13 protein-coding genes are annotated in these 13,194 nt (G+C 64.1%); 4 read left to right on the forward strand and 9 right to left on the reverse strand.

What is annotated here, in order from left to right; genetic code table 11:
• The first annotated feature begins 321 nt into the window (after positions 1–321).
• Positions 322–1,347: an aspartate carbamoyltransferase gene (gene pyrB, locus C793_RS0101010; protein WP_017429079.1), complete on the forward strand. Its 1,026-nt coding sequence runs from the start codon at positions 322–324 to the stop codon at positions 1,345–1,347.
• Between the two features lie 18 nt (positions 1,348–1,365).
• Here the strand turns inward: pyrB and ruvX are convergent, their stop codons facing one another.
• The 7 genes from ruvX to C793_RS0101045 form a co-directional block, all read right to left on the reverse strand.
• Positions 1,366–1,821: a Holliday junction resolvase RuvX gene (gene ruvX, locus C793_RS0101015; RefSeq protein ID WP_017429080.1), complete on the reverse strand. Its 456-nt coding sequence runs from the start codon at positions 1,819–1,821 to the stop codon at positions 1,366–1,368.
• A complete protein-coding gene (locus tag C793_RS0101020) occupies positions 1,821–2,378 on the reverse strand; it encodes a YqgE/AlgH family protein (protein WP_017429081.1) in 558 nt (185 codons plus the stop codon). Before C793_RS0101020 ends, ruvX begins: the two co-directional genes overlap by 1 nt.
• A 167-nt stretch (positions 2,379–2,545) precedes the next feature.
• Positions 2,546–3,499, reverse strand: a complete 954-nt coding sequence (gshB, locus tag C793_RS0101025; RefSeq protein ID WP_026106028.1) for a glutathione synthase — start codon at positions 3,497–3,499, stop codon at positions 2,546–2,548.
• 114 nt (positions 3,500–3,613) lie between these two features.
• On the reverse strand, positions 3,614–4,312 hold the full coding sequence (locus tag C793_RS0101030; RefSeq protein WP_017429083.1) for a CvfB family protein: 699 nt from the start codon (positions 4,310–4,312) through the stop codon (positions 3,614–3,616).
• A gap of 31 nt (positions 4,313–4,343) precedes the next feature.
• Complete coding sequence (locus C793_RS0101035; protein ID WP_040475209.1) at positions 4,344–5,099, reverse strand: 16S rRNA (uracil(1498)-N(3))-methyltransferase; 756 nt, start codon at positions 5,097–5,099, stop codon at positions 4,344–4,346.
• Positions 5,100–5,102: 3 nt separating this feature from the next.
• Positions 5,103–5,594 (reverse strand): protein-export chaperone SecB, encoded by a 492-nt coding sequence (secB, locus tag C793_RS0101040; RefSeq protein ID WP_017429085.1) that lies wholly within the window; start codon positions 5,592–5,594, stop codon positions 5,103–5,105.
• Positions 5,595–5,651: 57 nt separating this feature from the next.
• Positions 5,652–6,074, reverse strand: a complete 423-nt coding sequence (locus C793_RS0101045; RefSeq protein WP_017429086.1) for a rhodanese-like domain-containing protein — start codon at positions 6,072–6,074, stop codon at positions 5,652–5,654.
• 275 nt (positions 6,075–6,349) lie between these two features.
• Here C793_RS0101045 and gpmI point away from each other — a divergent pair, with 275 nt between their 5' ends.
• The 3 genes from gpmI to C793_RS0101060 all read left to right on the forward strand — a co-directional run bounded on the left by gpmI (position 6,350) and on the right by C793_RS0101060 (position 10,454).
• Positions 6,350–7,915, forward strand: a complete 1,566-nt coding sequence (gene gpmI, locus C793_RS0101050) for a 2,3-bisphosphoglycerate-independent phosphoglycerate mutase (protein ID WP_017429087.1) — start codon at positions 6,350–6,352, stop codon at positions 7,913–7,915.
• A gap of 1 nt (position 7,916) precedes the next feature.
• Complete coding sequence (locus tag C793_RS0101055; protein WP_017429088.1) at positions 7,917–9,077, forward strand: murein hydrolase activator EnvC family protein; 1,161 nt, start codon at positions 7,917–7,919, stop codon at positions 9,075–9,077.
• Between the two features lie 66 nt (positions 9,078–9,143).
• Positions 9,144–10,454 (forward strand): S41 family peptidase, encoded by a 1,311-nt coding sequence (locus C793_RS0101060; RefSeq protein ID WP_051038317.1) that lies wholly within the window; start codon positions 9,144–9,146, stop codon positions 10,452–10,454.
• Here the strand turns inward: C793_RS0101060 and C793_RS0101065 are convergent.
• Together C793_RS0101065 and ubiH are read right to left on the reverse strand one after the other, a co-directional pair.
• Positions 10,451–11,692 (reverse strand): UbiH/UbiF/VisC/COQ6 family ubiquinone biosynthesis hydroxylase, encoded by a 1,242-nt coding sequence (locus C793_RS0101065; protein WP_017429090.1) that lies wholly within the window; start codon positions 11,690–11,692, stop codon positions 10,451–10,453. The two genes, C793_RS0101060 and C793_RS0101065, sit on opposite strands and share 4 nt — an antisense overlap.
• A 198-nt stretch (positions 11,693–11,890) precedes the next feature.
• The gene (gene ubiH / locus C793_RS0101070; protein WP_017429091.1) at positions 11,891–13,117 is read right to left on the reverse strand and encodes a 2-octaprenyl-6-methoxyphenyl hydroxylase; all 1,227 of its coding nucleotides are present in this window, start codon (positions 13,115–13,117) and stop codon (positions 11,891–11,893) included.
• Between the last annotated feature and the right edge of the window lie 77 nt (positions 13,118–13,194).

The raw sequence follows: 13,194 nt of genomic DNA on the forward strand, positions 1-13,194 counted from the left end.
ACACCCTGTTAAATCTCTGTCAACGACGATGAAAAATAAAACCAAACCAAGACATCGTGTAACCGACTGACAGGCAAGGCTTTTTCAGGCCCTGCACCGCCGGCAACGCGGGGCGTCGCCGGCAGCGGATGCGTACTATAAGGGCTGTGGAGGTGGTTGGCAAGGGGACGCCAAAAAGAAATCGGAATTTTGCTGTGGTAAGGCGCGAAAAAGCATTTCGGTCTGGCCGGCGCGTACGGGTAAACTGATGCCACCGCTTAATTGCATGATGCCCCAGCCTGCCAAAGGCTGCCATTTACCTGACTCAGGGAGCCCACCTGGATGAACCCGCACCTGCTTTCCGTTGACACGCTTGACCGGGACCGCGTTGACCACCTGTTGCGTGTTGCGGCACGCATGGAACCCATTGCCGGCCGGCGTGAAACAACGCGCGCATTGGAAGGTGCCGTGCTCGGCAACCTGTTTTTTGAAGCCAGTACGCGCACCCGGGTCAGCTTTCATGCGGCGTTCTGCCGCCTGGGCGGCAGCGTCTGCGACACTACCGGCTTCACCTTCTCGTCGATGGCCAAGGGGGAGTCGCTTTACGATACCAGCCGCGTCATGAGCGGCTACTGCGATGCCATCGTCATGCGTCATCCCGAGCAGGGCTCGGTCGCCGAGTTTGCCGATGCAACCAACGTGCCGGTTATCAACGGCGGTGACGGGGCCGGCGAGCACCCCAGCCAGGCACTGCTGGACCTTTACACCATCGATAAGGAGTTTGCGCAGCTAGGTAAAACGCTGGCCGGGGCGCATATCCTGCTCACCGGGGATCTGCTTCATGGGCGCACGGTACATTCGCTGCTCAAACTGCTTTCCCTGTATGACCCCATGCGCATCACTCTGGTTGCTCCGCCCGGCCTGGGAATGCCGTCCGACCTTATCGAGCGCGTGGCGTCACGCGGGCATCGCATTGAACTGCGCGACAGTCTGGCCGACGACTTCAGCGACCTGGACGTGGTGTACACGACTCGCATTCAGAAGGAGCGCTTTACCAGCGAGATGAGCGAAACGTTTGCCGGCGTATCCGATGACTTTGTGGTCAACAAGCGTTTCATGGATCAGCGCTGCACGCCGGACACCATCATCATGCACCCGCTCCCGCGGGATAGCCGTGCCGGCGCCAATGATCTTGACGTTGACCTGAACGGCGATCCGCGGCTGGCGATTTTCCGCCAGACCGATAACGGCATTCCGGTCCGTATGGCCATTTTTGCCACCCTGCTGCAGGTGGAAGAACTGATCGAAAAGGACAGGCGCCCGGTCGGCTGGTGGGTACCCGAAAGGCTGGGAACGCTGGATGCGTGACGCTGGCAGAATCCAGGGTCAATCCTGCTGCCGCCCGCCTGGCAGGCCTTCGCGGTGGGCAAACCAGCCCTCCAGAATCAGCACCGCCGCGATGCCGTCGACACTATCATGGCGGTAGTTGCCCGAATGGCCGGCTTCATGGGCGATCTGCTTGGCCTCCCGGGTAGAGCCACGCTCATCCACCATTCGGCACGGCTTGCCGTAGCGCCCGTGGAGGCGGTTGCCGAACTTGCGCGCCCGCACACTCATGTCGGACTCGCTGCCGTCCATGTGCAACGGCAGCCCGACCACCAGCAGATCCGGCTGCCACTCTTCCAGCAGGCGGGTTACCTTCTGCCAGTCGGGAATACCGTCCCGCGCGGTGAGCGGTGCCAGCTCCCTGGCGCTGTGCAGCATTTCGTTGCCCACCGCTACACCGATGCGCCGGGCACCAAAATCAAACGCCAACACCAGCCGCTGCCCGTCAGCGGCCATCAGGCGTGCCCGGCATCGGGGGTCATGAGGTTCAGGTCGACGCCGAGAATCCCCGCCGCTGCCGTCAGGCGTTCGGCCGGCGGCGTTTCAAATAACACGCTGGAATTGCCTTCAACGACCAGCCAGGCATTGTCCTTGATCTCGTTTTCCAGCTGGCCCACTTCCCAGCCGGCGCAGCCCAGGCAGACAATATAGCGTTCGGGCCCTTCGTTGTTGGCCAGCGCCTTTAGCATATCCATCGATGTGGTCAGCGCCAGCTCGTCGGTCACCTGGAGGCTCGAATCCCAGTCATCGCTATTGCCGCGATGGAGGATAAAGCCGCGGTCCTTGTGCATGGGGCCGCCGTAGTATACCGGCGCATTGCGGTGCAGGCTCTGGCTGCCGCCCAGCTCCAGCTGGTCAAACAGGGCATCCAGGGTAAAGTCCAGCGGCCGGTTGGCAATAACCCCCATGCTGCCGTTGTCGTCGTGATCACACAGATAAATCAGGCTTTCGGCGAAATCGGACTCGTCCATGTGCGGCATGGCCAGTAGAAAATGGTTCGTCAAACTTTGCATGAGTCTCCCGGCGTCGCCGACATAACGCCGGCGGCTAATAGGTTCGGTGGCCATACGCCCGAGCGCATGGAGGCACCCGAGCAAAACACGCTGGCACAGTTTCTATAGGCAGCTTCTATAAACAGCTCCTGTAGACAGCTTCTATAGGAAGCGCCTATAGAAAAGGCCTATAGACGGCGTGCCACTGCGTCCAGAAGCTGGTCGGCGATACGAGTGCCACGCTGATCATCTATTTCGCGCAGGCAGGTAGGGCTGGTGACATTGATCTCGGTAATGTAATCACCAATCACGTCCAACCCGACAAAGATCAGCCCCAGCCGGCGCACCGTTGGCTGCACCTGCTCGACCAGCCAGCGATCGCGAGCTGTCAGCTCACGGCTGATGCCCTGACCGCCGGCCGCGAGGTTACCGCGGGTCTCCCCGGCCAGCGGCACTCGTGCCAGCCCGTAAGGCACCGGCTCACCGTCGATCAGCAGAATGCGCGTGTCGCCATCCTTGATCGCCGGCAGGTAGCGCTGCGCCATGACCTGCCGCGTGCCGCCCAGCGTCAGCTGCTCGATCACCGCGCCGAGGTTGCGGCCGTCCGGTGCGATATGAAAAATGCCGCTGCCGCCCATGCCGTCCAGCGGCTTGAAGATCACATCACCGTGCTCGGCATGAAACGCCCGCAGCACAGCATCGCTTGCCGATACCAGAGTGGGCGCGCAGCACTCGGGAAACTGCTGGGCAAAGAGCTTTTCATTACAGGTCAACAGCGACGGCGTGGGATTCACCACGAGCACGCCGTCACGTTCGGCAAACCCAAGCAAGTGCACGGCATTGAGAAAATCAGCGTCGACCGGCGGATCCTTGCGCATCAGGATAACGTCAAGCTCAGCCAGCGGCCGGGCGTCGGCCTCCCCCATGTCGTACCAGTGGTCGGGATCACGATGGACCGTTAGCGGGCGCATGCGCGCGTAGGCCTGCCCGGCGTTGAGAAACAGGTCTTCCTGTTCCATGTAATGCAGCGTATAGCCGCGATCCTGGGCGGCCCATAGCATGGCCATGGTGGAATCTTTCTTGTAGGCAATATCGGTGATGGGGTCCATCACCACGCCCAAATGCAGACTTGCTTGGCTCATCGCAATCACCATTCGGCAACCAGCGCATCGGGAAAACGCGCTCGGGAGTGTGTCAGGGCCGGCATTATGCCTGCGCAGGACAGCGGACCCAACCGCTTCCCGGCAACGGCACGATCAGGCCGGGCTTTCCGGCCCGCCCGGTGTCAGGCGCACGGCCTGGGGCTCGAGCGTGACCAGACCGCGTTTATAAAGCCGGCCGGTCGCCTGTTTGTAAGCGCTTTTGCTCACCCCCAGCCGCGCCTTGATGTCGGCGGCTGCACTTTTATCGCCCAGCGGCAGGTAGCCACCGCTTTCGCGCAAGGCTTTCAGCACCTGCTCACCCACGACATCCAACCGGGCACTGCCGGACGGCAGCAGGGAAATATCCAGGCGACCGTCATCACGGCGCTGTTTGACAAAGCCCGGCAACGCCTGCCCGCGGCGCAGGGGCTGGCTGATCTCGTCGGCGTAAATCAGCCCCCAGTAGCGATGATTGACCACCACTTTCATGCCCAGGTCGGTGCGCTCGGCTACCACAAGAGAGACCGCCTCACCGTTTTCCAGCGCCCAGGCATCGTCGCTGAGAAAACGCTCCAGGCGCATCGAGGCGACCGGGCGCGCCTGATCATCCTCGTACAGCATGACCAGCACGCGTTTGCCCGGGTCCGGGCGGAACAGCTGCTCGGCGAACGGCAGCAGCACATCGCTGGGCTGCCCCCAGCGCAGAAACGCGCCGGTGTTATTCACCGTCACCACCGGCAAATACGCCACCTCGCCGATACGGGCGGAAGTCTCGGTGGCGCTGAACGATGGGCGGGACGTTTCCTGTGGCATGACCAACAGCTCCTTGCAAGTAACCGATTTCTCAAAGGTCGCCAAAACGATATTGCAGCAGCGTCAGCGCAGCGACGGGGGCCGTTTCGGTTCGTAAAATCCTTGGCCCGAGGGTAAGCGGAGCAAACCGCGCTGCCTGCGCCGCCGTCACGTCGTCGGCTGAAAGCCCGCCCTCGGGGCCCACCAGCAGCGCCGCCGTAGCAGGCGCGTTGGCTGCTTCAAGCGCGCTTTCCGTTGCAGGATGCAGCATCAGCCGCAGCGACTCGTCGCGCGCCTGGAGCCAGTCGCCCAAACGCTGAGGCGGGTGCACCGGCGGCAGCGTTGCGCGACCGCACTGCTCGCAGGCACTGGCGGCCACCGCCTGCCAGTGGGCCAGCTTTTTGGCTTCGCGCTCGCCTTTCAGGCGAACGTCCCCGTGGCGGGTATACAGCGGTGTTATCGCCGCCACGCCCAGCTCCACGGCTTTCTGAATGGCATAGTCCATGCGGTCGCCCTTGGAAACCGCCTGCCCGAGATGCACCGCCAGCGGCGACTCAAGGCGCCCGGGCCACACGGCTTCCACGCGCACCTGAACGTGTTTGCGCGACACCTCCGCAAGCCGTACGCCGGCCTCCTGACCCTGGCCATCAAACAGCACCAGCGGCGCGCCGGCGGCCAGCCGCAGCACTCGAGTCAGGTGATGCGCCGGACCGTCGGGCAGCGTTACCTCGCCCCCGGGCTCCAGCGTCGCCGGCACATACAGGCGCGGCATCCGGCCATGCGCGGCGTACCACTCCTCAGCCTGCATGGTTTATTCGGCGTTATCGGCCTGTGCCTCGCGCTTCTTGCGCTGGGCGTACATGGCATCGAAATTGACCGGCGAGAGCATCAGCGGCGGGAAGCCGCCACGGTTGACCAGGCTATCCACGCATTCCCGAGCGTAGGGGAACAGCAGATTGGGGCAAAAGGCGCCCAGTGTCTGATCCAGCTGCTCGCCCTCGATGCCGGCAATGCGGAACAGGCCGGCCTGCTCGACCTCCACCAGAAACGAGGTGGTGCCGCTCTCGCTGTCGTTGACTTCAGCGGTTACCTTGATCACGACTTCATACTGATCATCGGCAATTTGGGTGCTGGACGTATCCAGATCCAGATTGACCTTGGGTTTGAACGGCTGCTTGAACACCCCGGGCGAATTGGGCGCCTCAAAGGAAATATCCTTGACGTAGATACGCTGCAGCGAAAACGTCAGCTTGGGTTTTTCATCTGCCGCGCCGGCCTGCTGCGGGTTGTTATCGTCTGCCATGAAGGCCTCCTGAAAGTTGGACTGGAAGAAATGTTGTCAGCGCTACGGTGACAAGGCTTATTTTTTCACCACGGGCAGGCTGTCGGCCTGCCACTGCGCCATGCCGCCCTTGAGCTTCAGTGCGCGCTCAAAGCCGGCCTTGGCCAGCTTAGCCTGCGCCACGCCGGAACTCTGGCCATGCTTGCACGCGATGATGACCGGCTTGTCCTTGCTGTTGTCCAGCTCGGCCATACGGTCATCCAGCTTGCTCTGGGGAATATGGCGAGCACCGGCAATATGCCCGGCCTTGAACTCCTTGTCTTCACGGATATCCAGCACCACGGCGTTTTCACGGTTGATCAGATGCGTCGCTTCCCCCGACGTAACCCCGTTGCTCGCGGCGCTGCGCGTTTCATACAAAAGCCAGGCCAGCAGCACCAGCAAAAAGGCCCCCACCAGCAGCAAATGGTTCTGTGCAAATTCAAACAGCTGATCGATCATCGCGCGCTCAATCTCTTGGTCTATAGTCTTTGTGGGTCGTCGATGCTCATCCGCCCGGGCTGGCAGACGGGAGCGACCATCCTACTGGACCCAACCGTCAACAGGTTGGCGGCAGCTACCTTGTGACCGCCAGGCGCACAGTATACACACCCCGGCCTGCCACGAGCATACCCCGCCATGACGACACCAGCCCGCCTGGGGTATGATGCGCCTCATCCGGCATTCGCTGCGGCGCCGCGCCACGCCGGCGCCCGGCCCAATGACACGAGGTTTCCATGAGCACTGCAACCACGCCGCGCCCGGTAGCGCTGATCATTCTGGACGGTTATGGGCACAACCCGGACAGCCAGCACAATGCCGTTGCCGGCGCCCATACGCCGAATATGGATCGCCTCTGGGCCGAACGTCCCCGCGCCTTCGTGCATACCGACGGTCATCATGTCGGGCTGCCGGATGGACAGATGGGCAACTCCGAAGTCGGGCACATGAACATCGGCGCCGGGCGTATTGTCTCGCAGGATTTTACCCGGATCACCCGGGCCGTGGACGAGGGTGACCTCGACCTCAACACGACGCTGACCACGCCCATTGACGATGCCGTGGAACAGGGCCGCGCGGTTCACCTGATGGGCCTACTGTCCCCCGGCGGCGTACACAGCCACGAAGACCACATCATCGCTCTGGCCGAGCTCGCGGCCCGTCGCGGCGCCCAGCGCATCTACGTGCATGCCTTCCTCGACGGTCGCGACATGCCGCCGCAAAGCGCCATGGACTCGCTGGAGCGCACCAACGCCCGGCTGGCTGAGCTGGCCGGTGCCGACCACGGCTTTATTGCCTCCATCATCGGGCGGTTTTACGCCATGGACCGGGACAACCGCTGGGAGCGTGTGGCCCGCGCCTACGAGCTGCTCACCGAAGGCAAGGCCGACTTCCATGCCATCAGCGCCGAAGCCGCGCTGCGCGACGCTTACGAACGTGACGAAACCGACGAATTCGTCACTGCAACCAGCATGCATGTCCACGAAGCCCCGGTGGTAATCGAAGACGGCGACGCGGCCATTTTTGCCAACTTCCGCGCCGATCGCGCCCGGGAGCTGGCGCGCGTTTTCACCGAGCCCGATTTCGACGGCTTTGAGCGCACCTCGCGCCCGGTGCTGGCCGGCGAAGGGCTGGTGATGATGACGCAGTATGCCGAGGATATCCCGGCGCCGGTGGCTTTCCCGCCGGACAACCTCACCGATACCCTGGGCGAAGTCGTCGCCAATCGCGGGCTGACACAGCTGCGCATCGCCGAAACGGAAAAATATCCGCACGTTACCTTCTTCTTTTCCGGCGGGCGCGAGGAAGCGTTCGCGGGCGAAACACGCCTGCTGCTGCCCTCTCCCCAGGACGTGCGCACCTACGATGAAAAGCCCGAAATGAGCGCCATCGACGTCACCGACCGCCTGGTGGGCGCCATCAACGACGACAGCTTTGACCTGATCATCTGTAACTACGCCAACGGCGACATGGTCGGCCATACCGGCGACTACGATGCCGCCGTCAAGGCGATTGAAACCGTCGACCGCTGCGTAGGCCGTGTGGTGGAAGCCATTGAACGGGCCGGCGGCGCCTGCCTGATTACCGCCGACCACGGCAACGCCGAGCAGATGGTGCACCCGGTCACCGGCGCGCCCCAAACCGCGCATACCACCTTCACCGTTCCGCTGGTCTACGTCGGCCAACGCACCGTCGAACTCCAGGACGGCCGGCTGTGCGACCTGGCGCCCACGCTGCTGACGATGATGCATCAGCCGGTCCCCGCGGCCATGACCGGCAATCCACTGCTGCAGCTGGGCTGAATTGCAGCGCTGGACCAACCCGCGGCGCATCGCCATCAGCGTACTGCTGCTGTGCGCACTGAGCCTGAGCGCCCTATCGGCCCACGCGCGGCCGGATGCCGAGGCCGCTAGGGAAAAGCTCGATGCGCTGGGAGAAGATATCCAGGCAGCATCGGAGCGCCTGGCCACCACCGAGAAAGCGCGCAGCGATGCCGAGCAAAAGCTGCACGACGTCGAGGTAGCGCTGGCTGATCTCCATGAACGGCTGGACGAGGTTCAGGCCAGGCGGCGCCGGCTGACCGACGAAAGCGAAGCGCTGAACCAGCGCCGTGAGCGCCTTGAAGCCACCCGCCAGGCCCAGTTGGACGCGCTGGGCCAACAGCTCGCCGCGCTGTACCGGCTGGGCGATGCCCCGCAGCTCAAGCTGCTGCTCAACCAGGGCGATCCGGCCAGGGTGGATCGCATGCAGGCCTACCTCAATCGGCTGACACAGGCACGCAACCAACGCCTGGCGGATATCGCCAAACTGGACGAGGCTCTGGCGGAAAACGCCGCCGAGCTGGCCGAACGCCAGGCCAGCCTGGAAACGACCAACCAGACCCTCAAGGAAAAAAGCGCGACGCTGGCCAAGCGCACCGCCAAACGCCGTGAACTTCTTGATACCCTGGGGCAGCGCGAACAAAGCCAGAGCCAACATCTGGCCGAGCTCAGGGAAGACCGCGAAGCCGCCGACAAGCGTCTGGAAGAAATACGCGAAAAAATGGCTCGACTGTCGGGCCCCACGCCCGGCACGCAAATCGCCGGGGAGCAAGGCGAGCTGCCTTGGCCCGTGCCGGGGTCGCTGGCCGCCGGCTTTCACCATCGCAAGGGCGTGCATAACAGCGGCATTCTGGTCAGCGCCGATGCGGGCCAACCGGTCAAGGCCGTACACCAAGGCCGCGTGGTATTTGCCGACTGGATGCGCGGCTTCGGCAATCTATTGATCATCGACCACGGCGATCACGTCATGACCCTTTACGCCCACCTGCAGCGTTTCACCCGCACGCCCGGTGAAAAGGTCGATGCCGGTGACGCCATCGGCCACGTGGGTAACAGCGGCGGACAGCCCCACGCCGCGCTGTATTTCGAGTTTCGCCGCAACGGCCGGCCCGTCAATCCCGAACATTGGCTTGCCCGCCGTTGACGGGATAAGCTTGCGCGACCGACTTTTTCCGGCGGCATCTGCCGCCGATCGCCCTGCGGAGTTACGATGACGCCATTTGCTATCCTGCAACGACCTACAACACGGCGTATTGTGGCCGCGCTGCTGCCGGCCGCCGTGCTTTGCCTGCCACCGGCCGCATCGGCCTCCGAGCCCAAGCCGCCCGCCGATGCCCTGCCGCTGAAAGAGATCCAGAGCTTTGCCGACGTCTTCGAGCACATCAAGCGCGCCTATGTGGAAGATGTGGACGACCGGACCCTGCTGCGCAATGCCATGCGCGGCATGATCAGCGAGCTTGACCCGCACTCCGCCTACCTGAACGAAGAGGAGTATCAAAGCCTCCAGGAATCCACCAGTGGCGAATTTGGCGGCATCGGCATTAAAGTCGGCATGCAGGACGACCGTCTTACGGTGATCACGCCCATTGACGATACCCCGGCCTCTCGGGCCGGCGTGATGTCGCAGGACGTGATCCTGCGCATCGACAACATCTCCACGGACGGTATGCCCATGCATAAGGCCGTGGAGCTGATGCGCGGGGAGCCGGGAAGCGAGCTCGAGATTACCGTGCTGCGCGATGGCGAGGACAGCCCGCGCCAGCTCACCCTGACCCGGCAACAGATCCAGACCCAAAGCGTCAAGCATGAGTCGTTGGCGCCGGGCTATGGCTACCTGCGTATCAGTCAGTTCCAGGAACGCACGGCCGAACAGGCCCAGCAGGCGATCGAGGCGATGCAAAACGACGCCGAAGGCGGTCAGCTCGACGGTCTGGTGCTGGACTTGCGCAACAATCCCGGCGGGGTGCTCCAGGCCGCCGTTGACGTGGCCGACCTGTTTCTGGACCGGGGCCGCGTGGTCTACACCGAAGGGCGCCTGGACGATAGCCGGATGTCATTTTCGGCCACTCCGGCAACGCCCGGTGGCGATGTGCCACTGGCCGTTCTGGTCAACAGCGGCAGTGCATCGGCGGCGGAAATCGTCGCCGGCGCTCTGCAGGATCAGGACCGCGGCGTGATCATGGGCACCGACAGCTTTGGCAAGGGCTCGGTGCAGCAGGTGATGCCGCTGGGGGACAACGAAGGCATCAAGCTGACCACCGCGCTGTACTACACCCCCGACGGCCGTTCGATCCAGGCGCAGGGCATCCAGCCCGACGTGGACGTAGTGCGCGGGCAGCTGGACATCGCCGATAGCCGCTTTGAACTGCATGAAGCCGACCTGGAAGGCCATCTGGACGCACCGGGTAGCTCCCGGGATAGCCGGACCGACAGCACGTCACGGCTACGCGACGACTACCAGCTGAGCGAGGCGCTCAATCTTCTCAAGGCGCTCAAGGTGGTCAACGGCCGCCAGCGCTAGCGGCAGCTTTGCGGCAGGCGGCCGCGCTCTCCTACCGCCTGCCGCATGATCGCCCGCTTGAGGGGCACCCACCGATGCAGGCCGCTCATCCCCGCGTTGCGCGCCAACAGTACCCCGGGATGGCGAATACCAAAGAGCACCTTGAACGCTTTCATCAGGTTCAGCATGGCAGCGTTATCCGCCCGGCGACGGCGCGCATAACGCTGCAGGACACGCTCATCGCCCCAGGGCGCACCGCGCCGAAAGGCCGTTGTGACTTCCTCTGCCAGCACGGCGGCATCCATCAACCCCAGGTTGACGCCCTGCCCCGCCAGCGGATGAATGCTGTGGGCCGCGTCACCCACCAGGGCAAAGTGCGGTGCCGTGTAGCGATGCGCATGGCGCTGCACCAGAGGAAAACGGTAGGCACGGTCACACACCTCTACCTCCCCGGCCTGGTGCTCAAACGCCTCGCTCAGCGCCTCTCCCAATGCCGCAGGCGACATGGCCTCCAGCGCCTGCGCGCGTGCCGGATCGACCGACCAGACAATCGAGCAGTAACGATCGTCACCGGCGACCGTCAGCGGCAGAAAGGCCAGCGGCTGGCCGTCAACAAAGACCTGGCGCGCGGTATCGCCGTGGGGGTACTCGCAGCGCACCGTGGTCACCACCGCATGCTGATCCATATCGTCTTCGGCCACATCGATGTCGGCCATATCGCGCAATACCGAGCGCGCCCCGTCGACGGCCACCACCAGCGGGGCGCCAAGCGTGCGCCCGTTCTCCAACCGCAACCAGCGCCCGGTGGCGGTCGTCTGCAGCGCCTTGACGCGCGAACCGTAAAATACCGTGACGCCGGGGTGCTCCAGCACCCTGGCGTTCAACGCGGCCGTGGTCAGGTTGTTCTCGACGATATACCCCAGCTGGGCCACGCCCGCCTCATCGGCGCTGAAGGCAATTCGACCGCTGCCTTCCGCATCCCGGACACTCATGGCGCGATACGGCGTCACCCGCTTTTTCGTCATCAGCGGCCAGGCCCCGAGATGCTCAAGCAACCGCACGGAAACCGGCGACAGCGCGCTGACCCGGGGCGCCGGCGCCTCGCCGAGCTCTTCCAGCCTCAACGGCCCGGGCTGTGCCTCAACCAGCGCCACGCGCATACCGGCCTCCGCCAGCAGCGCGCATAACGCCGTTCCCACCATGCCGTTGCCTACAATCAGGGCGTCAAAATCCGCGCCCGCCGTTTGCTGTTCCTGCATTGTCGTCGCCACCGTTTTTGAAGCCGCCGCTGTTGAAACCACCGCTGTTAAAGCCACCGTCCTCGTCATCCCATTGCCACCGTTTCATCGCTGTCTGGCCTTTCTTCCGGCTGGGGCAACCGCTGTGATTCGGTATGAGATGTGCCAGATTCCACCCAAATGTCGAAAGCCGCCCGGCGCTGTACGCGATCCGGCCGGCTAGCGCTCCAGCCCCATGGCCCGGCGCGCCACATCGCGCCGCAGCGGCCCGGCCAGGTTGAGCCCCACCAGCCCGGCGGCACGCGCCTGGGGCAGCAGCGGCCATTGTGCACCAAATAGACGAATCAGGCCGTCGCTGAAGCGCACCACGCTACGCCGGTCCCGGGCACGCTTGCGGTCAAAAGCACCGAGTGTGGCCATATCACCGGGCACCCTGCCTTCGGACAGGCTGCTCTCCAGCGCGTCGACCAGATCGGTGACCCCGCGGAGCGCCAGGTTGAATCCCTGGCCGGCCACCGGATGCAGGGCATGGGCGGCATTGCCCAATACTGCGAGCCCCGGGCGGACGGTCTCTTCTGCCGTCACCAGCGACAGCGGATAGGCGTAACGCTTGCTCACTCGGGTAAAACGCCCGGCTCGGTCGCCAAACGCACGCTGCAGCGCTACCAGAAAATCCCCGTCGGAAAGATCCATGCGGGCTTTCTCGTCCCCTTCCGGGTGCGTCCAGACCAGCTCCATGGTGTTCCCCGCCAGCGGCAGCAAGGCGATCGGGCCTTCCGCGGTAAAGCGCTCATGGGCGACGCCATGATGCGGCTGGCTGACTTCCACGTTGGCAATCAGCGCGGTTTGTGCGTAATCCCCGGCCTGGCTGTGAATGCCGAGCTGCTCCTTGAGGCCCGACCGACCGCCATCCGCGAGGACGGTCAGACCGGCAACCAGCTCACTGCCGTCGGAGAGCGCCAGAGAGTGCCCGGCAGCCACCGGGGCAATACGCTCCACCCTGGCCGGGCAGTGCCATTCCAGCGCCAGCTCTTCCATCTCTGCCAGCTGCCGGTGCAGCACCCGCCCCATCCAGGCGTTGGGAATCACATGGCCCAGAGCCTCCACGTTGACGTCCCGGGCATCCAGACGCGTGGCGCCCAGCCGCCCGCGTTCGCTGATATGTATATGCCGAATCGGCGCTGCTTCGCGGCGCATCTCGGACCAGACCCCGAGACGCCGAAAGCGCTCCGCCGAGCCTTCGGCAATGGCACTGGCGCGAGCATCAAAGCTGGGCTGCCACGCCTCGTGTTGCGGTGACGCCGGCAGTGGCGCCGCTTCGATAATCGCCACCCGGAGCCCGTAGCGCTCCATCAGCGGCGCCAGCGCACAACCAAGGCTGGCGCCCACCAGGCCACCCCCCACAATCACCAGGTCGTGGGTGAGCGTTTGCGCGGATGTCTCCATAGCTGACTCCTGAACGGCACGTACTTTCTGCCCGGCGCCATGACGGGCGCGCACAGCGGCGCAGCGACTCGGCCGTA

Origin of the sequence: Vreelandella jeotgali Hwa, from assembly GCF_000334215.1 — a bacterium.
Lineage (GTDB): Bacteria > Pseudomonadota > Gammaproteobacteria > Pseudomonadales > Halomonadaceae > Vreelandella > Vreelandella jeotgali.